At 60.6% G+C, this 21,716-nt stretch carries 17 protein-coding genes, 1 other RNA gene and 4 pseudogenes; 13 read left to right on the plus strand and 9 right to left on the minus strand.

From position 1 onward, the window contains the following. Positions 1–9 precede the first annotated feature (9 nt). The 3 genes and pseudogenes from folD (at position 10) to AAAK34_RS15410 (ending at position 3,651) form a co-directional block, all read left to right on the plus strand. Positions 10–864 carry a bifunctional methylenetetrahydrofolate dehydrogenase/methenyltetrahydrofolate cyclohydrolase FolD gene (gene folD / locus AAAK34_RS15400; protein WP_231694443.1) on the plus strand — a complete coding sequence of 285 codons (855 nt, stop codon included), beginning with the start codon at positions 10–12 and terminating at the stop codon, positions 862–864. Positions 865–949: 85 nt separating this feature from the next. Continuing rightward, a pseudogene (locus AAAK34_RS15405) lies at positions 950–2,979 on the plus strand (M3 family metallopeptidase). Between the two features lie 21 nt (positions 2,980–3,000). Next, a complete protein-coding gene (locus AAAK34_RS15410; protein WP_231694441.1) occupies positions 3,001–3,651 on the plus strand; it encodes a glutaredoxin family protein in 651 nt (216 codons plus the stop codon). 205 nt (positions 3,652–3,856) lie between these two features. Here the strand turns inward: AAAK34_RS15410 and rpiA are convergent. Continuing rightward, positions 3,857–4,545: pseudogene (gene rpiA, locus AAAK34_RS15415) on the minus strand (ribose-5-phosphate isomerase RpiA). 44 nt (positions 4,546–4,589) lie between these two features. On the opposite strand from rpiA, the gene AAAK34_RS15420 reads away from it, so the two are divergent. The 3 genes from AAAK34_RS15420 to AAAK34_RS15430 all read left to right on the plus strand — a co-directional run bounded on the left by AAAK34_RS15420 (position 4,590) and on the right by AAAK34_RS15430 (position 7,313). Beyond that, entirely contained in the window at positions 4,590–5,663 is a 1,074-nt protein-coding gene (locus AAAK34_RS15420) for a quinone-dependent dihydroorotate dehydrogenase (RefSeq protein WP_231694439.1), read from the plus strand. A gap of 17 nt (positions 5,664–5,680) precedes the next feature. Continuing rightward, positions 5,681–6,013 carry a thioredoxin family protein gene (locus AAAK34_RS15425; RefSeq protein WP_231694438.1) on the plus strand — a complete coding sequence of 111 codons (333 nt, stop codon included), beginning with the start codon at positions 5,681–5,683 and terminating at the stop codon, positions 6,011–6,013. Between the two features lie 85 nt (positions 6,014–6,098). Next, the gene (locus AAAK34_RS15430; protein ID WP_231694437.1) at positions 6,099–7,313 is read left to right on the plus strand and encodes an MFS transporter; all 1,215 of its coding nucleotides are present in this window, start codon (positions 6,099–6,101) and stop codon (positions 7,311–7,313) included. Here AAAK34_RS15430 and AAAK34_RS15435 read toward each other — a convergent pair. Then, positions 7,276–8,706: a phenylacetate--CoA ligase family protein gene (locus tag AAAK34_RS15435; RefSeq protein ID WP_431777454.1), complete on the minus strand. Its 1,431-nt coding sequence runs from the start codon at positions 8,704–8,706 to the stop codon at positions 7,276–7,278. The genes AAAK34_RS15430 and AAAK34_RS15435 overlap by 38 nt on opposite strands. A 296-nt stretch (positions 8,707–9,002) precedes the next feature. On the opposite strand from AAAK34_RS15435, the gene AAAK34_RS15440 reads away from it, so the two are divergent. After that, entirely contained in the window at positions 9,003–9,410 is a 408-nt protein-coding gene (locus AAAK34_RS15440) for a poly-beta-hydroxybutyrate polymerase N-terminal domain-containing protein (RefSeq protein WP_431777455.1), read from the plus strand. Then, a complete protein-coding gene (locus tag AAAK34_RS15445; RefSeq protein ID WP_431777456.1) occupies positions 9,400–10,785 on the plus strand; it encodes a PHA/PHB synthase family protein in 1,386 nt (461 codons plus the stop codon). The genes AAAK34_RS15440 and AAAK34_RS15445 overlap by 11 nt, the downstream gene beginning before the upstream one ends. A 14-nt stretch (positions 10,786–10,799) precedes the next feature. Here AAAK34_RS15445 and rnhA read toward each other — a convergent pair whose 3' ends face one another. Together rnhA and AAAK34_RS15455 are read right to left on the minus strand one after the other, a co-directional pair. Next, positions 10,800–11,234 carry a ribonuclease HI gene (rnhA, locus tag AAAK34_RS15450; RefSeq protein WP_231694434.1) on the minus strand — a complete coding sequence of 145 codons (435 nt, stop codon included), beginning with the start codon at positions 11,232–11,234 and terminating at the stop codon, positions 10,800–10,802. Beyond that, complete coding sequence (locus AAAK34_RS15455) at positions 11,231–12,040, minus strand: class I SAM-dependent methyltransferase (RefSeq protein WP_231694433.1); 810 nt, start codon at positions 12,038–12,040, stop codon at positions 11,231–11,233. Before AAAK34_RS15455 ends, rnhA begins: the two co-directional genes overlap by 4 nt. Positions 12,041–12,259: 219 nt before the next feature. Between AAAK34_RS15455 and gloB the strand changes: the two are divergent. Continuing rightward, positions 12,260–13,029, plus strand: a pseudogene (gene gloB / locus AAAK34_RS15460) (hydroxyacylglutathione hydrolase). Continuing rightward, a pseudogene (locus AAAK34_RS15465) lies at positions 13,026–14,598 on the plus strand (transglycosylase SLT domain-containing protein). Before gloB ends, AAAK34_RS15465 begins: the two co-directional pseudogenes overlap by 4 nt. Here the strand turns inward: AAAK34_RS15465 and AAAK34_RS15470 are convergent. The 4 genes from AAAK34_RS15470 to dnaX all read right to left on the minus strand — a co-directional run bounded on the left by AAAK34_RS15470 (position 14,563) and on the right by dnaX (position 18,947). Further along, positions 14,563–15,687 (minus strand): ABC transporter substrate-binding protein, encoded by a 1,125-nt coding sequence (locus AAAK34_RS15470; protein ID WP_431777457.1) that lies wholly within the window; start codon positions 15,685–15,687, stop codon positions 14,563–14,565. The pseudogene AAAK34_RS15465 and the gene AAAK34_RS15470 sit on opposite strands and share 36 nt — an antisense overlap. Positions 15,688–15,826: 139 nt before the next feature. After that, positions 15,827–16,414: a recombination mediator RecR gene (gene recR / locus AAAK34_RS15475; RefSeq protein ID WP_231694531.1), complete on the minus strand. Its 588-nt coding sequence runs from the start codon at positions 16,412–16,414 to the stop codon at positions 15,827–15,829. 89 nt (positions 16,415–16,503) lie between these two features. After that, on the minus strand, positions 16,504–16,836 hold the full coding sequence (locus AAAK34_RS15480) for a YbaB/EbfC family nucleoid-associated protein (RefSeq protein WP_231694429.1): 333 nt from the start codon (positions 16,834–16,836) through the stop codon (positions 16,504–16,506). A gap of 20 nt (positions 16,837–16,856) precedes the next feature. Then, positions 16,857–18,947, minus strand: a complete 2,091-nt coding sequence (gene dnaX, locus AAAK34_RS15485) for a DNA polymerase III subunit gamma/tau (RefSeq protein WP_431777458.1) — start codon at positions 18,945–18,947, stop codon at positions 16,857–16,859. Positions 18,948–19,294: 347 nt separating this feature from the next. On the opposite strand from dnaX, the gene AAAK34_RS15490 reads away from it, so the two are divergent. Together AAAK34_RS15490 and ffs are read left to right on the plus strand one after the other, a co-directional pair. Then, positions 19,295–19,585: a hypothetical protein gene (locus tag AAAK34_RS15490; protein WP_231694427.1), complete on the plus strand. Its 291-nt coding sequence runs from the start codon at positions 19,295–19,297 to the stop codon at positions 19,583–19,585. Between the two features lie 5 nt (positions 19,586–19,590). Continuing rightward, positions 19,591–19,687, plus strand: an RNA gene (gene ffs, locus AAAK34_RS15495) — signal recognition particle sRNA small type. A 41-nt stretch (positions 19,688–19,728) separates the two neighbouring features. Here ffs and AAAK34_RS15500 read toward each other — a convergent pair. Next, the gene (locus AAAK34_RS15500; RefSeq protein WP_231694426.1) at positions 19,729–20,136 is read right to left on the minus strand and encodes an MAPEG family protein; all 408 of its coding nucleotides are present in this window, start codon (positions 20,134–20,136) and stop codon (positions 19,729–19,731) included. A gap of 135 nt (positions 20,137–20,271) precedes the next feature. Between AAAK34_RS15500 and AAAK34_RS15505 the strand changes: the two genes are divergently transcribed. After that, on the plus strand, positions 20,272–21,708 hold the full coding sequence (locus tag AAAK34_RS15505; RefSeq protein ID WP_431777459.1) for a hypothetical protein: 1,437 nt from the start codon (positions 20,272–20,274) through the stop codon (positions 21,706–21,708). Positions 21,709–21,716: the final 8 nt, after the last annotated feature.

The raw sequence follows: 21,716 nt of genomic DNA on the forward strand, positions 1-21,716 counted from the left end.
AAAGCACAAATGACCGCGCAGTTGATCAATGGCAATGCATTAGCCCAGCAGGTTCGCACCGAAGTAGCGCATCGCGTGAGCGCCCTCAAGAGCCACGGCGTGCAGCCCCACCTCGCCGTGATACTGGTGGGTGAAGACCCGGGCAGCCAGGTCTACGTTCGCAACAAAGTAGCCGACAGCGAGCAGACTGGCCTGAACGCCACCCTGGAACGCTACCCTGCCAGCCTGCCGCAAGAGGAACTGCTGGCCCGCATTGCCATTCTCAATGCAGACCCTTCGGTGCACGGCATTCTGGTTCAGTTGCCGCTCCCCAAGCACATGGATGCAAATCTGGTCATTGAGGCCATTGCCCCGGAAAAAGACGTCGACGGCTTCCATGTGGCAAGCGCTGGCGCACTCATGGTGGGTCAGCCCGGTTTTCGCCCCTGTACGCCCTACGGATGCATGCGCATGCTGGAATCCATTGGCATGAAGGATTTGCGCGGCAAACATGCCGTCGTGATTGGCCGCAGCAACATCGTGGGAAAACCCATGGCCATGATGCTGCTGGCTGCCAATGCCACCGTCACCATTTGCCACAGTGGTACTGCAGACCTGGCCGCCCTCACCCGCCAGGCTGACATCGTCGTGGCTGCGGTCGGCAAGCGCAACGTTCTGACCGCCGACATGGTCAAGCCCGGCGCCGTCGTCATTGACGTGGGCATGAACCGCGACGATGCAGGAAAACTGTGCGGCGACGTCGATTTTGCAGGCGTGCAGAACGTCGCAGGCTGGATCACCCCCGTGCCGGGGGGCGTGGGCCCGATGACGCGTGCAATGCTTCTTGTCAATACGCTAGAAGCCGCGGAAGCAGCGAAAACCTGACCACATGCCGGAGTCAGGCGGCCGCAAGCTCCGTGCGGCACCTTCTCCGGCTTGACATCCTTTGCACCACCCCCAGCTAGGCTTCATGGCTAATCCACTTCTTGACTTCACCGACCTCCCCCTGTTTGACCAGATTCGGCCTGAGCATGTAGCTCCGGCGATCGATCAGTTGCTGGCCGATTCCGAGGCCGCGCTGGAAGTGGCCGTGGCGCCTGGAGATGCCGGCCGACTGGGCTGCGCTGGCACGCACCCTGGATGTGGTGACCGAGCGTTTGGGCCGGGCATGGGGCGCGGTCAGCCATTTGAACGCAGTCATGGACACGACCGAATTGCGGGCCGCCTACAACGAAGCATTGCCCAAGATTTCCGAGTTCTTCACGCGATTGGGCAGCGACGAGCGCCTCTACGCCAAATACAAGGCCATTGACGCTGCTTCACTGAACACCGAGCAGCGCCAGGCGCTGAAGAACGCTCTTCGCAGCTTCCTGCTGGGGGGCGCTGAACTGAAGGGAGCTGCCAAGGAGCGCTATGCCGCCATTCAGGAGCGTCAGGCAGCACTTAGCCAGAAGTTCAGCGAAAACGTACTGGACGCCACTGACAGCTACGCCTACTACGCCACGGAAGCCCAGGTAGATGGCCTCCCCCGATGTGAAGGCCGCCGCACGCGCCGCCGCTGAGGCAGAGGGCCAGAGCGGGTACAAGGTCACGCTCAAGCAGCCCAGCTACCTGCCGGTCATGCAGTTCGCGCACGACCGTGCCCTGCGCGAGCGCGTTTATCGCGCCTTCGTCACCCGCGCCTCCGATCAGGCCGAAGGTGAAGGCGCCAAGCTCGACAACGCCCCCCTGATCCGCGAGATCCTCGCCCTGCGGCGCGAAGAGGCCCAATTGCTGGGTTACGCCAACTTCGGCGAAGTCTCGGTTCTGCCAAAAATGGCAGAGTCTCCAAAGCATGTGATCGACTTTCTGCACCAGTTGGCCGCCAAGGCCAAGCCCTATGCAGAGCGCGATCTGGCCGACCTGCGCGCGTTCGCCAAAGAGCAATTGCAGCTGGATGAGCCTCAAAGCTGGGATTGGCCCTACATCGGCGAAAAACTGAAGGAAGCGCGCTACGCTTTCAGCGAGCAGGAGGTCAAGCAATACTTCCAGGCGCCCAAGGTACTGCAGGGGCTCTTCAAGATCGTCGAGACACTGTTCGAGGTAGCCATTCGCCGAGATGTGGCACCAGTGTGGCATCCGTCCGTCGAGTTCTACCGAATTGAACGCGAAGGCCAGTTGCTCGGCCAGTTTTACCTGGACCCCGGCTCCCGCGCAGGCAAGCGTGGCGGCGCCTGGATGGACGATGTGCGTGCCCGCTGGCTAAGGCCTGACAACGGAAAACTGCAGACGCCAGTGGCACAATTGGTCTGCAACTTCGCCGAAGGTGTCGGCGGCAAGCCACCACTGCTCACGCATGACGACGTGATCACACTGTTCCATGAATTCGGTCACGGCCTGCACCACATGCTCACGCAAGTGAACGAGCACGATGTTTCCGGAATCAGCGGGGTAGAGTGGGACGCCGTGGAGCTTCCCAGCCAGTTCATGGAAAACTTCTGCTGGGAATGGGAAGTACTCAAGCACATGACCTCCCACGTAGAAACCAGCGAGCCGCTGCCGCGCGCGCTCTTCGACAAGATGATCGCGGCCAAGAACTACCAGGCCGGCACGCAGACGGTGCGCCAGATCGAATTCGCGCTGTTCGACATGCTTTTGCACACAGAGCACGATCCTGCCAAGGACTTCCAGCCCCTGCTGGATGCTGTTCGACAAGAAGTGGCCGTCACCCAGCCTCCGTCTTTCGCGCGCACGGCGCAGAGCTTCAGCCATATTTTCGCTGGGGGGTATGCGGCTGGCTACTACAGCTACAAGTGGGCCGAGGTGCTTTCTGCCGACGCTTATGCCGCTTTCGAGGAAAACGTCTCGCCTGACGGCACACCCAGCGTGGAAACAGGAAGAAAATATCGCCACGAGATTCTTGAAGCCGGCGGTAGCCGCCCCGCCATGGAATCTTTTAAAGCCTTCCGCGGACGCGAGCCGAGCATGGATGCCCTGCTACGCCACCAAGGCATGGCCTGAATCTGCACACGGAACCACTGCATGCGCCCCCTGACTGCCCTCCAACTGATCAATGGCTTCGCCGCGCTGCTGCTGGCTGGCACTGCCCAGGCACAGCTTTACCGCTCAGTCGGACCGGATGGTCGGGTGACCTACTCCGACCGGCCACCGGCCGCAGCGAACAACCGACCTGCCTCAAGCAGCGCGAGCGGCGGGGCGGGTGGCGGTGCTCCCGACAACGCCAGCCTGCCTTACGAGTTGAGGCAGATCGCCCAGCGTTACCCGGTCACCCTATACGTCAGCAAGGACTGCGTGCCATGCAACAGTGGGCGCAATCTGCTCATCAACCGAGGTGTGCCTTTTTCAGAGAAGACCGTCTCCACCAACGAAGACATTGACGCACTGCAGCGCCTCACTGGCGGAGAGGGCAGCGTGCCCATGCTGACCATTGGGGGGCAACAGCTCAAGGGTTTTTCGGACGCCGACTGGAGCCAGTACCTGGACGCTGCCGGCTACCCGAAAACCTCGCAACTGCCCAGCAGCTACCGCCCGCCTGCAGCCACCCCTTTGGTGACCAAGCAAGCTGCAGCAGCCGCCGTACCGGCATCGCCCGCCAACCCAGAGCCTGAACCCGCGAGCCCCAGCATTGCGCCTGAACGCAGCATCAGCAACCCCGCGGGCATACGGTTTTAAGGGCTACAAGGGCGCGTTCGCGTGGGATTAAACCCAGATTTTCCATTAGGCGCACCTTCGGTGCTGCCTGGGCGTCAGCGGTGCATGTGCGGTCATTTCGGCCGCTCTTCGTCGCCCATAGCTACGGCTATGGGCTCCTCAGTCGGGACCAAACTGCCTCGCAACTGCCCTCGCTGCCATCCCAGGCCCTAATGGGAAATCTGGGTTAAAAATTGAGAGTTCGAACCCCAGCGGCTGTGCCCAGCAAGCACACTTTAGCCCCCTGGTGGGCGAATACCCCTACCGTCACCACACCAGGCCATTGGTTCACTTCAGATTCGAAGGCAAGCGGATCGCCAATACGCAGGCCGTGCACATCGAGGATGTGCTGGCCATTGTCTGTGACTAAGGGGGCACCGTCTTTCATGCGCAGCCGGGCTTGCCCCCCAGGGCCGCGAACTGACGCGAGATTCTGTGCGCAGCCATGGGAATGATCTCCACCGGCAGCGGGAATGCACCCAACATATCCACCAGCTTCGATTCATCTGCAATGCAGACAAAACGGCGTGATTGGGCGGCTACGATCTTTTCGCGTGTAAGCGCGGCTCCACCACCCTTGATCATGTAGCCTCGGTGATCGATCTCATCGGCTCCGTCGATATAGACTGCCATTTCATCTACCTGAGAGCAATCGAGCACCGTGATCCCCCGCGCCTTCAGCAAGATCGTGGAGGCCTCGGAGCTGGAAACAGCACCTGGGATCTGATCTTTCATTGTCGCGAGCGCATCAATAAACTTATTGACCGTGGAGCCCGTCCCTACGCCCACTATTTCGCCTGGTTTGACGAACTGCAGCGCAGCTTGCCCCACCATGGCCTTGAGTTCATCTTGAGTCGGAGCGGTGGGTGAAGGCATTTGCGACAATTCCCGAAGTTTTATTAGCAAGCAAGAATTATCCAATGCCTCTTCTACCCTATGGTTTGGCTCGGTCATTTCTCTTCCAACTGGATCCGGAAACCGCCCATGAACTGACCCTCGACGGCTTGGCCCGCACCCAGGGCACTCCGCTCTCCTGGGCTTGGTGTAACGGCCAGATCAATGACCCCGTCACTCTGGCCGGCCTGGATTTTCCCAACCGCGTCGGCTTGGCTGCGGGGCTGGACAAGAACGCACGCGCCATAGACGCCTTTGCTTCCATGGGCTTCGGTTTTGTGGAAGTGGGCACCGTCACGCCCTTGGCGCAACCCGGAAATCCCAAGCCCCGCATGTTCCGGTTGCCCCAAGCCCACGCGCTGATCAACCGGCTGGGGTTCAACAACGCTGGCCTGGACGCGTTTGTGAACAACGTCAGGAATTCCCGCTTTCAAAGCGCCAGGGAGGCCAATCCTGCACGCAGACGCATGCTCCTGGGCTTGAATATTGGCAAGAATGCAGCCACGCCTATCGAGCGTGCCACAGATGATTACCTGCTCTGCCTGGCTGGCGTCTACCCCTACGCCGACTACGTGACAGTGAACATCTCCAGCCCCAACACCAAGAATCTGCGTGACCTGCAAAGCGATGCGGCGCTGGACGCGTTGCTCTCGGCGCTCAAGTCGCGCCAGGGGGAACTGGCCGCTCAGCACGGAAAGCAGGTTCCGCTTTTCCTGAAGATCGCACCGGACCTCGAAGAAGCTCAAATACAGTCTATTGCGGACGCCCTGCTGCGCCATGCCATGGATGGCGTGATAGCTACCAACACCACGCTGTCGCGCGAGGCAGTCAAAGGTATGGCCCATGCCGAAGAAGCCGGCGGACTTTCAGGAGCACCCGTGCTGGAAGCCAGCAACCGGGTCATTCGTCACTTGCGCGCGGCGCTGGGCAAGGATTTTCCGATCATCGGCGTAGGCGGCGTCATGAGCGGAGCCGATGCTGTCACCAAAATCGAGGCGGGCGCGAATGTGGTGCAGATATACACCGGACTGATCTACAAAGGTCCTGCGTTGGTGTCCGAGGTTGCCAAGGCCTTGGCCGCCAGCAAGAAATCGGTCTAGCGGGGACAATAGCTTCCATGGCTTATACCCCCAGCTACTCCCCCGAAACCGTAACCCGAGCCGAGGTTGATGCAAGCATTGGCCCACTCGTGCTCGAATTTGGCGCCAACTGGTGCAGCGTGTGCCAAGGCGCTCAACCCCTTATTGAGCAGGTTCTGGGCAATCACCCAGCAGTACCCCATGTCAAGGTTGAAGACGGGCCCGGCCGGGCGCTGGGGCGCAGCTTCAAGGTGAAGTTGTGGCCCACGCTCGTATTCCTGCATGACGGCAAGGTGCACGCGCAAGTGGTGCGCCCCACCCCCACCGAAGCACAAGCCTTGAGCGACGCACTTAATCAGATTTCGGCCTAAAAAACTCTCGGCCACTCGCTCCAGCAACGTTCACGAAGCGTTAACACAGCACATTTGCGGCGCCTTCTCGCCTCATCCACCTACCATGTTTTCATCTCTCAAGGGCCCGCACGTCCTCGGCATTACGCTGGCAGCTGCCGGCATCCTCATGGTAACCATGGGCACGCGACAATCGCTCGGCCTGTTTGTCGGCCCCATCAATACGTCCACAGGCTTGGGACTGGCCACCATCAGCTTCGCCTTGGCAATCGGCCAGTTCGTCTGGGGTGCGGTGCAGCCACTGGCAGGTGCAGCGGCTGATCGATGGGGCCCACGCCCTGTGCTCGTTGGAGGCATCCTCATACTGGCCCTGGGCAGTGCCCTGACGCCTTACATGCAATCCGGCTGGGGATTGACGGTTGCTCTCGGGATTCTTGCCGCCATGGGTTCGGGCGCCGGCAGCTTTTCCGTGCTGATTGGTGCTGCGGCCCAACGCATGCCGGCAGAGGCGCGCGGAACCGCTTCCGGCGTGATCAACGCGGGCGGTTCATTTGGTCAGTTTGTTTTCGCGCCGGTCATGCAGAAACTGATCCAGGTCACCGGCTGGATGGGTGCCATGTGGTCGCTGGCGATCATCTCACTGGCCGCCCTGCCCCTGATTGGCAAGGTCACCAAAGGCACCCATGGCGCGCACGTGGTGCACGCGGGCGAAGACCCCGGCCTTCGGCAAGCTCTGAAAACCGCGCTCACTGATCGCAGCTATCTGTTGCTTCACGCAGGCTTTTTTACCTGCGGATTTCATATTGCGTTCCTGATAACCCACCTGCCCACGGAGGTCGATCTTTGCGGGCTGCCGCCCTCGGTGGCCAGTTGGTCGCTGGCGCTCATTGGTTTGGCCAACATTGTTGGCAGCCTCGTGGTGGGCCATCTGGTGGGGCAATACCGCAGCAAGAGCATTTTGGCACTCATGTATGCCTCGCGCGCAGTTCTGGTGCTCTGGTATTTGATGATGCCGCGCGATCCCTGGGTTTTCTATGTTTTCGCCGTCGGCCTGGGTTTGACCTGGCTCGCGACCGTGCCGCCAACAGCCGGTCTAGTGGGCAAACTCTTTGGCGTGCGCTACCTGGGAACACTGTTCGGACTGACGCTGCTGAGCCACCAGATTGGCGGGTTTCTGGGCGCATGGCTGGGCGGCCTGGCCATCACAGAACTGGGCAGCTACGACCTCATGTGGTGGGCCGACATTGCACTGGCGCTGGCGGCAGCAGCCTTGAATCTGCCCATTAGAGAGGCTCGGGTCGTGCGGCCGATTCCAGCATGACCCTGCAGGCCTTTCCGCTGCGCCCGCGCGGCAACACGCAACCCAGCTCGCCTAGTACACGAATGGGCTGCGCGCCTTGAGACGCAGCAAAGGCCTGTAAGGCGGCACGGCAACGCTCAAGGGCCGCCTGACCATCAGGTCCATCGAAAGGCAAGCGCACAACTAAGGTACTCGGCTCCCGCTGTAGCAGCTGAAAATCAAAAATACCACACTCTTCCTCTAGGACTGTACACAGAGCGAGTGGCAACAGACTCACTTGCTGACCTCGCGAGCGGCCGGGGACACGGATGGTGTCGTCGCTGCGGCCCCGCACCTCGATCACAGGAAGCACTGAGCCGCACACACAGCGGTCCGCATGCAGGTTGACCTGATCGCCGAGATCGTAGCGAATCAGCGGCTGCACATGATTCGCCAGATTGGTGAGCAGCACAGTGTGTGAGAACTCGCCCAGAGGCACGGGGCGATAGTGCTCGTCAACTGGCTCCAGCAACAACCAGTCTTCATTGAGATGCAAATGCCCGTGCGCGCACTCCCAGGCCATGGGCAGAAACTCGGAGGCTCCGTAACTATCTCGGACAAGCGCACCGAAAGCCTCGGCGATGCGTGCTCGGGCGGCCAGACTCAAGGTCTCACCGCCAGTCATGACGCAGCGCGGGCGGACGCGCAACCGCCCCTGCTCGAACTCTTCCGCCAGCATGGCCGCGGCACTCGGATATGTCGCCAGTATGCTGGGTTCGTAATCGTTGAGTGCCTGCACCAAGGACTCGGTGGGCTGCTGAAGGCTGAAGCTTCGAGACTTGGCAGCAATCCACGGATTGACCCTGCGCAACCGCTCAAGACTGCACACGCTGGCGAAATGCCCACCGGTAGCCGTCACGAGTGCGTAGCGATCCCCTATGGCCAGCAAGTCGGATAACGCGAAGGAGCCCATCAGGCTGGCTGAGCGACCCGGTACCCTGTGGCGCACCGCCTCCAGCGCGTCGTACACCGCCATGGCCCGGGCATCCTGCAAAAAGACACCCGGCAAGCCACTGGTTCCGGAGCTATCCCACACCATGTACTTGCCGAGCCAAGGCTCGGCAATGCGTGCGGGGTCGGCGGTGAAGTCGCGCAGCTCATCGAGATTGAGCGCGGGATCGGTCACCCAGTCTCCAAAGCGAGACATCAATTCGCTTCGCGTAACAGGCTTCAGTCTCTGCCAATCTGCCGGACCAATCTGCCTCTTGCCTGCCCGCTCACGATAAACCGCGGAGTCAGAGCAAGCCGACTCAAGCAAGCGAGCGAGCCGCTGCTGCTGCCTCGATGCCAGCCAAGATGGTGGAGCATGGCTGCCCGCCACGACATCCAGCGTGGCTGCGAGCAAGTGAACCGGATCGAAAACCGTGTTCAACATGCCCAAATGGCGCCAACCAAGGCGCGGGAGTATCGCATCATGAGTCTCCTACGTTAAACCTAGAACCGTTTCCAGGTTAAACCTGACACCCTTCCTCAGCTGCAACCCTGAAGATGGCTCAACCCGATTCATATTGGCCTCTATGGATCGCGCCGCGTTGATCTAGCACAATGGTTCAGTCCATCAAGGGTTATCGTCCACCCCAATATATTCATGAAATGCTTTTTCAAGCATCATCATGGCATTGGAGGCTATCACCCTCTGAAAAACCTTCCGCTCAACGCCAAAGCACATACATGGTACGCCGCAACAATAAGCTCGCACACCCGGACACCCCGGCCACCGATCCGTTGATCGGCGCTGAAACCCCCACACAGAAGCTCGATCGACTCGTGCAGACCTCGGTCGCGCCGATCACCGGAAACCTTTCGCCGATCGCACTTGGACTGGCCTTCGTCGATTGGTGCTGGCATTTGGGAGCGTCACCGGGCCGTCAGCTGGAACTGGCCGAGCTTGCAACAAAGTTGACGACCGATACACTGCAACTGCAAGATGGCCCCACCAACGGCATAGGCGTGCACGATGACGACCCGCGTTTTCGAGCCGATGCGTGGGCCCAATGGCCGTTCAACCATTGGCGTGCAGGCTTTCGCAATGCTGAAGCGTTCTGGCGTGAGGCTGCGAAGGTGCCAGGTGTATTCTGACCACCACACCCAGATGGTGGATTTCTTTGCCCGCCAATACCTTGACATGATCACTCCGGCGAATGGCCTATTCACCAACCCGGTGGTTCTCAAGAACGCCATGGAGTCCGACGGGGCGCCTTTGCTGCGCGGCCTGCAGAACTGGATCTCGGACGCCACGCGCGTTCCCACCCCTGAAGATGTCGCCAACAGCCAGCGCTTCCAGGTAGGAAAGAACATGGCGGTCACACCTGGCAAGGTGGTGTTTCGCAACAACCTGATCGAGTTGATCCGCTACGCTCCGCAAACTGCCAGCGTACATCCGGAGCCAGTGCTCATCATCCCTTCATGGATCATGAAGTACTACATTCTCGATTTATCGCCCCACAACTCCATGGTGCGCTACCTGGTCAGCCAGGGCCATACTGTTTACATGCTCTCCTGGCGAAATCCCGATGTCGCCGACCGCAATCTGAGCATGGATGACTATCTGTCTTCCGGCGTTTTTGCTGCCATGGAAGCCGTCGGCTCTCATCATCGCGAGATCCCATTCCATGCCATGGGCTACTGCCTGGGCGGCACTTTGCTGGCGATCGCCGCAGCTGCCATGGCGCGAAGGGGCGGCGTGAAAAGCCACGATTCGCTGCCGACCATGAAGACACTGAGTCTGCTGGCAGCGCAGGTCGACTTTGCGGAACCTGGGGAGCTGGGTCTGTTCATCGACGAAGGCCAGATCAACCTGCTAGATCACATCACCCGCGGACAGGGGTTTCTGACGGGCAAGCAGATGGCCGGATCGTTCCAGTTTCTGCACTCGCGCGATCTGGTCTGGACCCGGCGAATGCGCGAGTATTTCATGGGCGAACGCGAGCAAGGCAATGATCTGATGGCCTGGAACGCGGACACTACGCGGCTGCCCGCACTCATGCACCACCAGTACCTGGTGGCGCTATACCTGAAGAACGCGCTGGCAAACGGACGCTACCGCGTGGACGGCAAGCCTGTGTCTCTGAATGATCTGCGCGTGCCAATCTTTGCCGTAGGCACCGAGCGAGACCATGTCTCGCCGTGGCATTCGGTCTACAAGCTGCATCGATTGACCGATGCGGAAGTGACCTTTGTGCTGACCAGTGGCGGCCACAACGCGGGAATTATCTCCGAGCCTGGTCACGCCAACCGGCGCTACCGGATCGCTACCCGCCCCGAACGGGCGGAATGGCAGGCTGCCGAGCAGTGGTTGGCCAACGCCCAACAGGAAGATGGCTCATGGTGGCCCGCTTGGCAAGCTTGGCTGGCCGCACATTCGTCAGCGCAGGTCAAGGTGCAGCCCATCGACAGCCGCAAAGCGCTCGAAGATGCGCCCGGCAGTTATGTGATGCAGCGCTACCCTGAGTGAGCGCCTCCGTGCGATCAGCTGGGAACGCCTCGGTTCGCCAAGGCATCGGCGCGCTCGTTGCCTTCATGGCCCGCGTGCCCCTTCACCCAGTGCCAATGGATCTGATGCGGGCCGCCACTCACCAGAGCATCGAGCTTTTGCCACAGATCGACGTTCTTCACCGGCTGTTTGCTCGCGGTTCGCCAGCCTTTGGCCTTCCAGCCGTGGATCCATTCAGTGATTCCCTGGCGCACATACTGACTGTCCAGATATAAGTCCACATGACAGGGGCGTTTGAGGGCAGCCAGGCCCTCAATCACGGCTGTCAATTCCATGCGATTGTTCGTCGTCAGCGGCTCACCACCAAACAATTCCTTCTCGTGGTTGCCAGAGCGCAGCAGCGCACCCCACCCCCCAGGGCCCGGATTGCCCTTGCAGGCGCCATCAGTAAAAATTTCTATCTTGTTCAAGGTCTATTTTCTGTAACTTGAGGTGTTGGCCTCGCCCGATTGGCTACCGAGACAGGTGCCCCCACCACTGCCGGGGCCTTTTTCCAATGCTGGCCCACCAGCTTGGCGCCATGCGTGCGCTTGACGGCGATCATGAAATACGAGGCCCCAAAAATCGGCCACCAGCGTTGCCCGAGTTCGTCCATCCATCGAAACCGTGCCAGCGCGCCCGCGCCACGAACTGCTGGCCGATAGCAACCGAAGCTGATCGACTCCAGTTCAAACTCCAGCAGATGCAGCCAGTCGCGCAAGCGTCCGTGACCGATGAGGTTGCCAGCCTCTGGCAGGAACGGAGGCCCGCCACCAACGCGTCGGTGAAGTTGCCCGCGCCACTGTCGCAAACCCCATAGGCTGGCCGGATTCAGGCCCGTAATAGCTACGCGACCTTCGTGCACAAGCACACGCTGTACCTCGCGCAATGCCGCATGCGGGTCATTGCTGAGCTCCAATGTATGCGGCAGCACCACCAGATCCAGGCTGCCTTCCTCAAACGGCAAGGCCGTGGCGTCGGCCACCAACGCCCAGGGCGCAGGTGCCGCAGGCGCCCGTGATTCTGTCTCGCCTGGTGGACGGTTTGAGGCCACCTCCTGCGAAGTCTGCAACGCCAGCCACCGATGCGGCATGCGGTTGACACGCAGGGCATTGACATCCAGTCCGCCCAGTTGCAGCGCGTGGTAGCCGAAAACGTCCGCCAGCGCAGCATCGTACTGCTCCATTTCCCAGGCCAGCAGGTACTGGCCCGGGGGTGTCTGAAACCAGTCGTGCATGCCAGTCATGGCTTCTTTCAGGTTTTACCGTTCATGGGTGGAGTTGATCGTAAGGCCTGCGCAGCAAGCGTTCGCAGGTGGAGCGCGAGGGCGATCATGCACTGGCGGGTTTAACCTGAAAATAAAGACTGCCCTGTAAGCAAGACGCGTGAATTCTAGCGGCAACACTGAGTAAAGAAACCTCTTGTGGTAGCGTGACGTTTTTATAATCCTCACATTATGGAATTGCTTTCCCTGCCCGCTTTCAGCGACAACTACCTGTGGCTCCTCCATGATGGAGCACAGGCGCTCGTAGTGGACCCAGGTGACGCCGAGCCGGTGTTCGCAGCCCTCAAGCAGCACAACCTGAAACTCTCGGCCATTTTGGTCACTCACCATCACGCTGACCACGTGGGAGGCGTTGCGGCGCTGCGGGAGGCCACGGGGGCCATCGTGTACGGACCTGCGCGTGAGCGCATTCCGGAACCGTTTGTGCCGCTTTCCGATCACCAGCAGGTGGAAGCGCTGGGCATCTCCTTTCGGGTCATTGATGTTCCCGGCCACACCGCCGGCCACATCGCCTACTTCGCTGAAGAAGTCAGCGGGGCTCCTTTGCTGTTTTGCGGTGACACCTTGTTTTCTGGGGGTGTGGGCGGATTTTCGAGGGTACACCAACACAGATGCTCGCCTCCCTGGACAAACTAGCAGCACTGCCCGCAAATACGCGTGTATGCTGTGCGCACGAATACACCCTCTCCAACCTGCGCTTTGCGCGTGCGGTCGAGCCAGGAAACGTTGCGCTAGCCGAATACCAGGTTAAATGCGAGTCCCTGCGTACCGAAGGTGTCCCCACGCTGCCCTCCTCCATCGGCACAGAGCGGGCAATCAATCCATTTCTCCGCAGCCGCGAAGCCGAGATCACGCAATCCGTGCATGGCCGCTCTGCTACCGCAACCGACGAAGTGGCGGTTTTTGCCGCGCTTCGCGAATGGAAGAACGACTTTAAATGAAATGGTTTCACATGCTGGCGTTGTCAGCCAGCGTATGGCTGGCTGGGTGCGCCGCACCCGTTGCGCCCACCACCTCCTCCAGTGCACCTGACCATGACGGCGCCCCCGCCACTATGAGCAGACGCGCGCCAATCACTGGCGACATGCCGCCGGTTCAGGTGCGTGAGCTGAGTTCGACGACGGTGGCGGCCATGAGCACACCGGCAGATCTGTGGGACCGCATCCGGCGCGGCTTCGCCATGCCTGACCTCGACACCGACCTGGTACGCGACCGCGAGCAATACTACGTCACCCGCCCCGACTACCTGCAGCGCATGACCGAGCGCTCGCGCCTGTACCTGTTCCATATCGTCGAAGAACTGGAGTTGCGCGGCATGCCGACCGAGCTGGCACTCCTGCCCTACATTGAATCAGCCTTCAACCCGCAGGCCGTCTCGAGCGCCAAAGCGGCGGGCATGTGGCAATTCATGCCCGCGACGGGCCGGGATTTCGACCTCACCCAGAACATTTTTCGCGACGACCGACGCGACGTGCTGGACTCCACCCGGGCCGCGCTCGACTATCTGCAAAAACTCCACAACATGTTCGGCGACTGGCATCTCGCGCTGGCTGCCTACAACTGGGGAGAAGGCAGCGTAGGCCGCGCCATTGCGCGTAACCGGTCGGCAGGCTTGGGCACTGGGTATCTTGATCTGAAGATGCCTAACGAAACACGGTATTACGTGCCCAAACTGCAGGCAGTCAAAAATATTGTCGCCAGGCCAGAATCTTTCGGCGCTGCCTTGCCGCTGATAGAGAACCACCCATTTTTCGACACAGTCGAGATCAAACACGATATCGACATCGACTTGGCGGCACAGTTGGCCGAAGTGCGCCTGGAAGACTTCAAGGCGCTCAACCCCTCGCAACGCAAACCGGTCATATTTGCCACCGGCACGCCGCAGGTGTTGCTGCCCTGGGACAACGCGACCACGTTCAAGCGCAATCTTGAAAAGCACGATCCAACCAAATTGGCATCCTGGACTGCATGGGTTGCACCCTCCAATATTTCCTCACGCGAGGCTGCAAGCCGGGTAAGCATGAACGAAGCTGAGTTCCGTTCGCTCAATGGCATCCCGTCCGGCATGATGCTCAAGGCTGGCTCCACGCTGCTGGTGCCGCGCGCCGACGACGCTCCCCGGGCAGCACCCAGTCAGGTCGTCAACAATGCACAGGTGGCGTATTTGCCGGAGGTGGTACTCAAGCGCTTTACCGTGCGCGCGCGAAAGGGGGACTCTATTGAGCAGGTGGGCTGCGCGATACGACGTGCCAGCAGCCACCGTGGCGGGCTGGAACCGCACAAGAGCCAACGCCACTCTCAAGCCAGGCCAGTCGGTTGTCGTTTTCCTGCCCGTGCGTGCCGGCGCGGCGGCAGCCGCTGATGCGGCACGTCCCACGCGCAGCGCCCGAGGCAAGACGCGCACCGGGCGCAACTCCGGTAAAGCCACCGCAAGCAGAGCCTCCACCGTCAAGAAGTCCGCCAGCTCCAAAGCCTCAGTCGCGCGAAAAAATTCCGCCAGGAAACGTTAGCAGGCTAACTCCCAGCGACCTGAAACCGCCGCTTGGCTCGCGAGGCAAACTCATTGGTGAAGGTGGCTGCCGGCGAAGGGGGCGCACCACCGTCCTCCGGGGGCTGTCCTGTGCCATCACGCGGTGGGTGGTTTCTACGCATTCGCTGGAGATCATGCCGTCAGGCGACATGGCTTCCCGAGCCTTGTCCAAGGCTGAGAGATAAACCGCCCGATCGCCGTGCATGTAGGCTTCGGGCACGGCGCGCACAATGTCGCTTGGCCCCGCCGTCTGCAGCCATTTCAATGCGCGCACTACGCCGTTGGCGAGAGCCTGCACGGTTCGCGGGTAGCGCACCACAAAATCCTGCGGAGCATAGAGGCAGCCCGCTCCCATGGGCCCTCCGTACAGTTCATGGGTTCCGCGCAGCGATCGGGTGTCCCAGAGCACGCGAATGTCACCACGAAACTCCAGCAAGCTGATGACCGGGTCAATATGGGCGATCGCATCCACACGTCCTTCACGCACAGCGAGCGCTGCGGCGGTTGAATTGCCCACACTCACGAACTCCACGTCTGCGGGGCCCAACGCGCCACGCGCCAGCACGCGCTTGGCAAACCAGTGGGTCGCAGAGTCCGGTGCACTAATGCCAATGCGGCGCCCCTGTAACTGGGCCAGCACACGAAACTGCTCGAAACTGCGGTTGGAAACACCAAACACCATCTGCGGCGCACGCCCCAGAAAGACAAATGCGCGGCAGTTCACGCCCCGCCCGCGCAGATCCAGCACATGCTCATAGCTGCCTGCGGCCACATGTGCCCCACCCTTCAGCATCGACTGCCGCGCCAAGCTGCCAGCGGCGTGATCCTGCAACTCGACTTGCAAGCCCTCCTCTCTGAAGTAGCCAAGCTGATCGGCAATCGTCAACGGCAGAAAATAGAGCGAGGTCCTTCCCCCGACGGCCAGCGTAACCAAAGGCCGCTCGGGCACTTGCTGGAAGGGTGTTGGTTGTCCTGCGGCATATCGCCCGATCAGCGGCAAAGCCGCCGCCACGAGGAACGCGCGACGAAGCTGGCTGGCAGGAAACTGACTTTGCGAGAAAGAGGACACAGTGGGCAGACGGTTGAACTACCTGTGAAAGGTAGCCCAAGGTGCGCCCGGTCGTCATCGGTAAAGCCCCCCATCGGGTTTACCTTGATCAGAATTTTTGCGTAAATATTTGCAACCAGGAGACTATGGATCTGCAGCGTCAGCGGCGATCAACCAGCGCATGGGCTATGGTGCCCAAATCAACATATTCGAGCTCACTACCCGCTGGCACGCCGCGCGCCAGCCGAGTGACTGCAACGCCCCTGCTCTTGAGCGTCTGGGCAATGATGTGCGCTGTTGCCTCGCCCTCGGCAGTGAAGTTGGTGGCCAGAATAACCTCCTTGACCTCGCCGCCGTTGACGCGGTCTATGAGCTTTCCGAGGCCGATATCGTGCGGGCCAATGCCATCAAGCGGGCTTAGGCGGCCCATCAGAACGAAATACAAGCCCTTGAATGCCGCCGTGCGCTCCAAAGCTGCCTGATCAGCTGGAGTCTCGACCACGCAAAGTTTGCTCGCGTCACGCCGAGGATCAGAGCAGGTGGCACAAACCTCGTCTTCGGTGAAGGTGTGGCATCGCGCACAATGGCGGACCTGTGTCACGGCGTCCTGTAAAGCACGAGCCAGCACACGCGCGCCTTCGCGATCGTGCTGTAACAAATGGAACGCCATGCGCTGCGCCGAGCGCACCCCCACGCCCGGCAGGCGCCGCAGTGACTGCACGAGCGTGTCAAAACTATGCGTACTCATTTTTTTGTCGAGCGCCGACGCCAAGGATGCGGAGGCCCCTGGCATATGGCACAGGAAAAGGCACGCCAGCGCCTCCGGGGTGTTTCACGCTAGAACGGAAACTTCATTCCACCGGGCAAGCCGGGCATGCCTGCAGTCAGTTTGCCCAGCTTCTCTGAAGAAAGCTCTTCGGCCTTGCGCACGGCCGCATTGAATGCGGCGGCCACCAGGTCCTCGAGCATGTCTTTGTCGTCAGCCAACAGGCTGGGATCAATGGTGACGCGTTTGACATCGTGTTTGGCGGTCATGACCACCTTGACTAGGCCCGCGCCAGATTCGCCTTCAACCTCCATCAGCGCCAACTCGTCCTGCGCTTTTTTCAGGTTGTCCTGCATAGCCTGCGCCTGCTTCATGAGACCGGCCAGTTGTCCTTTATTGAACATGGGTTTCCTTCTTTGGAGATTTAAAGTGGTTTTACGCTTCCGGGCACAATTTTCGCCCCAAAGTCGCGCATCATTTCTTGCACAAACGGATCTGCGAGCAGCAATTCTTGTGCAGCTTTCTGCTTGCTGGCGGCGACGATCGCGTTGCGGCGTGAAGGGCTGTCGCTCACAGGCCCGATGTCGACCGACAACTTGATGTTGTACCCGGCGTCAGCCAATGCAGTCTGCAACCGCTCGCGCGCACCTGCATGGGCCAATGACTCCTTTTCAACCCGCAATGTCCACGAGCTTTCGGTACGCGCCACCAGCTGCGACTGTAGCGCCAGTTCCCGCACCAGCGCTGCAATGACCTCGCGCGCAACCAGATCCTGCACCACTTTGTGCCAAAAATCCCCTTCGGGCGTGGCATGCACAGTTGGCAGGACCGGCAGCGCACCAGCTCGCCCATCATCGCGCATGCGCTGATCATGCACTGGAACGGCCACAATTTCGGTCGGTGGCCGGGCTGCGGGAGAACTGCCGGAAGTGGAGCCCGCAGGCTGCAGTGAGCCTCCTTCAGTGGCCTGCTGGCGCTTTTCAACATCTGCAGGCCACTCGCGCACCGGCACCGCCTGGGCTGGCGGATGAGATCTAGACAACGGCGCCGACGAGTAAGCTGGGGCAGGCTCGTCCTCCCACGGAGGCGGCTCGTTGCCCCAATCGTCAGGGGCAGGCTGATCCGCTGCAACTGCATCGGGCGGGGCAAACTCGGTAGCACCCTGAGCCGCTGACGGCGCCAGGGGTGCAGGTGCAGGTGCAGGTGCAGGTGCAGGTAAAGATTCAGATACAGGCGCGGGCGCCAATTCAACCGCCACCTCCACCCTTGCGGTTGCAGGCGGCGGCGAAACAATCGGCGCAGGGGGCGTTGCTTCGGAAACCGGCTCAGCTACTTTCAGAGTTTTTTCAGCCTCGTCGGACATAGCCGACGACGCTGCGACCGGCGATCTACCCGGTGCTTCGGGCTGCTGCCTCCCCGACTTGAAGGGCAGTAGGCGCAGCAAGACCATGGTCAGACCGGCATATTCGTCTGGTGCGAGTCCCAGCTCGGCCCTGCCGTGAATGCACAGGCTATAGAGCAACTGTGTTTCATCAGCAGGCAGCAGTGCCGCCAGACGCGCGGTTTCTTGCGCATCGGGGTCAGTCTCGTCTATGGCCATGTCCGGCACGGCCTGCTTGACTGCCATGCGCTGCAATACCGTTGCCATATCCTCCAGGGTGGTGGCAGCCGAGAGGCCGTTGGCACGCAACTGCTCAGACAAATCGACGACGGACCTACCGTCTCCTGCGGCCAAGGCGCCAATCAGCTGAAAAACCACACTGCGGTCCACGCTGCCGAGCATCTGACGCACCCCAGCTTCTTGCAACTGACCGCTGCCGAAAGCAATGGCCTGATCGGTGAGGCTCAGTGCGTCGCGCATGGAGCCCCGAGCAGCTCGAGCCAGCAAGCGCAGGGCAGCGGGCTCGGCTGGCACACTCTCCTGCCCCAGAACTCGACCCAGATGATCCAGCACCACTTCGGGCGCCATTGGACGCAAGTTGAACTGCAGGCACCGACTCAACACCGTGACAGGTACTTTCTGCGGGTCGGTCGTGGCCAGCACGAATTTAAGGTACTCGGGCGGCTCCTCCAGCGTCTTCAGCATGGCGTTGAACGCCGTGTTGGTCAGCATGTGCACTTCGTCGATCATGAAGACCTTGAAGCGACCCTGCACCGGCTTATAGACAGCTTGCTCAAGCAGTTGCTGCACCTCGTCAACGCCGCGGTTACTGGCCGCATCAAGTTCGGTGTAGTCGACAAAGCGGCCCGCATCAATTTCTGTGCAGGCAGCGCAGACACCACACGGCGTGGCCGTAATGCCGCCCTGCCCGTCGGTGCCCACGCAGTTGAGCGATTTGGCCAAAATGCGCGACACAGTGGTCTTGCCGACGCCTCGCGTGCCCGTAAACAAGTAGGCGTGGTGCAAACGCTGCTGCGTCAACGCGTTGGTCAGGGCCTGCACAACGTGTTCCTGGCCCACCATTTCGGAAAAATTCCGTGGCCGATACTTTCGGGCCAGCACCAAATAAGACATATGCCGATTCTACGGGGCCTTTGAACAGGCTATTGGCGAGTGACCGGCAATGAACGCCTGACAAGGGAACAAAAGACCATCTTTCCGTCGCGATCGAACGAACGCACTTCGTGTCACGCCTATGAAGTGAGCGCCGCGACACGCCGAATCCGGAGTTTTTTCTCAAAATATGACGTATTCACACAACGCAAGTGCGCACGCCCGAGAAATCGACGGTATGCTGCGGCGCAATAGAGTTTGTAATGTATTTTCACTTACTGATAGAACTTCAAGGAATTCATCTTTCTTGAAATCGTCTCAGGGCTCTAGAAATCGTTGTACTTTCCGTTTCGCCGTCCGGATCAGCCTTGAGGCTCGAGAAAGATTGTGAAATTCGTTTCACCGCCATGCTTTGCCGCATTGAAAGTCCGGATTTTTCCGATTCAGACACCGCCCTGGCTACAGCCTGCCCTCTAGCAGCCGCGTTGGTTCTGGCTCTGAACGATTGTTGCCACCCCCGCGCAGGGCGCATTCGGGCGCGGCTGCGTGACTGCGAGGATCCCGAGCAGCTCGACATGCTGAGAGGCGAGGTTTTTAACCTGCTCGCACTTAGTTTTGGCCCCTCGGAAGCGCAGCGTCGCCTGATACCCTTACAATAGACCCTGACGGGCCTTCCCGCATGGTGAAGCGGCCAACCGGGTCAGGTGGGGAACCAAGCAGCCCTAACCGTGTATCCAGTGCCGGGGTCAAGGCTCGTCACCTTTCAAGCAAGTTTTCGGCCTTTCTGCGGGCGTCTTTGGCCTCACACCATCAGTAGGCGAGCGACCCAGTACACACCAATCCCCAACTGCACAGCGAACGCTGAAAACCGCAGTGAAACCGCCAAAGGGGACAGCGAACTCAGGTGAATCACAGACTGCACGATGCGAGCCACCAAGAATGGGTAGGCCAGCGGGTCAGTGACGAACGCCTTATCCGCCACCACGGCCACGAGCATGAGCGTGCCAAACAAAGGCAATCCTTCCAGACAATTGGCATGAGCCCGTGCCAGCCGCTGCATGAACGGTGAAAGATTCGCGTTGTCCGGCCGAAAGCCATTGGCCGGAACTTCCTTCGTGATGACAAGTTTCGACCGAATAGTCTCCATGAGCACCAGCAGTGCCAGAGACCAAGCCACAAAGCCAGTTAGCGCTGTGAGGGTGGGGTTCACAATAGCCTCCTTCATGGGGTAGCGAAGACGCGCCCAGCCCTTGGCAGGCTAGCGTTTGCGTTAGTCAACTTCCAGGTCAGACAGTCTCCAAAGCCGGACACTACACTAACAACACATCCACTTCAGGCTTTTTCGATGAAGCGACGCGACGCACTCCACTCTCTCAGCCTGCTTGCACTACCCGGGCTACTCTCTGCTTGCGGCGGGCCCGACGAGTACGACCCCAATCCCACTCCTCCACCCACACCGGCCGACCGATGGACGCCGGGTCTCTTGCTGAATTCCAGTTCGTTCAGTTCGGGCGCACAGGCAACCTCCATGCAAGCCGATGGCCCAGAGCGGATGCTCGCGCTGGTGGGATCGGGCTCTGACTTGCTTGCCTACGGAGTCAACGTGGGCACAGGCGTGGCGCTCGCGCTGCAAGGGCCTGCCGGCTTTCCTGGGATCATGGTCGCCGCACCAGACATGCGCGGTGGTGTGCTGCGTGTGTGGCAGCAATCTGACACCACGCTTCGGCAACTCCTCTACGCCCTGAGCGATGGAGCTGGCGGTCAGAGCGGCCCCATTCGAACCCTGCCTCTCGATCCTTCCCCTTCCCTGCAGGCGTGGCTGCTGGCGCAAGATACCGGCGGGAATGCCTTGGTGCGGTGGGCAGGCGGTCCTCTGGACAATACTGGCCAACCGACCCAAGGTGGCTTGCTGAAATTTTCTGCCTCCACGCAACTCTGGCAGCATCTGCCCTTGCCCAACCCGGCGGCCAGCCCGATCCTGCTGCTCTCTACAGGTGCGGTGTTTGATACCACCGGACGGGCGTGGCTAATTCAACCTACACCTGGCGCCGTCGCGGGTGAATGGACCCTGGCACTCTATGCCCTGCCTGCTCAGGGCTCCAGTTGGCAAGCACTGGCTTCGCTTCCCGCCACCAGCGCAAGATCCGCCCACTTCCAAATTGGCATGGATGCCAGTGGACGCCTCGTGGTGGCCCATAGCGTCGCCTATGAACCGAACGGCTCGGCACCCCTGGTTTCCCTGTCCCGTTACGACCCCGCCAGCTCCCGCTGGAACACTCTGACCCCACCGAATCTTCCGATCCACAGCCACACAATGAGTGTGGATCCTTTGGGCAACATCTGGCTGACAGGACCTAGTTCGTACGCCCGCTACGACAACGAACGAGCCGCTTGGACAGGACCAAGAGAGTTTGATTTTGCGCCCGTCGATGCCTTCCAGCGCAATGGTGAATGGCCGTTGGCAGTGGCTACCGACAGCCGTGGGAATGCCTGGGCCGTGGGAGTGCGCCGCAAGGCTGCCGGCCAGGATCTGCCAACGCTCTGGATCAATTTCTTTGATGCAGGCACTCGCCAATGGAGCCAGCCGGGCAGCCTCGGTGTGCAAGGCGGAGAAAACCCCAGTTTTTCTCAACCTGCGCAAGGGGAAGGCAACACCTTCTTTCAAGTTGCCTTGGGACTCGATGACCAGGGGCGGCCAGTTGCGGCCATGACCGAGCTACTCCGTGCCAGCTTGGCCGGCGGCCTTCGCCGCACATGGGTAGCGCGCGGACAAAGTGCGTAGCCCCACCA

This window comes from Ottowia caeni (assembly GCF_050821495.1).
Lineage (GTDB): Bacteria > Pseudomonadota > Gammaproteobacteria > Burkholderiales > Burkholderiaceae_C > Ottowia > Ottowia caeni.

Bases quoted from the DNA above. Each gene is read 5' to 3' on its own strand.
- folD (WP_231694443.1), top strand. From the start codon at position 10: ATGACCGCGCAGTTGATCAATGGCAATGCATTAGCCCAGCAGGTTCGC.
- AAAK34_RS15410 (WP_231694441.1), top strand. From the start codon at position 3,001: ATGCGCCCCCTGACTGCCCTCCAACTGATCAATGGCTTCGCCGCGCTG.
- AAAK34_RS15420 (WP_231694439.1), top strand. From the start codon at position 4,590: ATGCCTCTTCTACCCTATGGTTTGGCTCGGTCATTTCTCTTCCAACTG.
- AAAK34_RS15425 (WP_231694438.1), top strand. From the start codon at position 5,681: ATGGCTTATACCCCCAGCTACTCCCCCGAAACCGTAACCCGAGCCGAG.
- AAAK34_RS15430 (WP_231694437.1), top strand. From the start codon at position 6,099: ATGTTTTCATCTCTCAAGGGCCCGCACGTCCTCGGCATTACGCTGGCA.
- AAAK34_RS15435 (WP_431777454.1), bottom strand. From the start codon at position 8,706: ATGTTGAACACGGTTTTCGATCCGGTTCACTTGCTCGCAGCCACGCTG.
- AAAK34_RS15440 (WP_431777455.1), top strand. From the start codon at position 9,003: ATGGTACGCCGCAACAATAAGCTCGCACACCCGGACACCCCGGCCACC.
- AAAK34_RS15455 (WP_231694433.1), bottom strand. From the start codon at position 12,040: ATGCACGACTGGTTTCAGACACCCCCGGGCCAGTACCTGCTGGCCTGG.
- recR (WP_231694531.1), bottom strand. From the start codon at position 16,414: ATGAGTACGCATAGTTTTGACACGCTCGTGCAGTCACTGCGGCGCCTG.
- AAAK34_RS15480 (WP_231694429.1), bottom strand. From the start codon at position 16,836: ATGTTCAATAAAGGACAACTGGCCGGTCTCATGAAGCAGGCGCAGGCT.
- dnaX (WP_431777458.1), bottom strand. From the start codon at position 18,947: ATGTCTTATTTGGTGCTGGCCCGAAAGTATCGGCCACGGAATTTTTCC.
- AAAK34_RS15505 (WP_431777459.1), top strand. From the start codon at position 20,272: ATGAAGCGACGCGACGCACTCCACTCTCTCAGCCTGCTTGCACTACCC.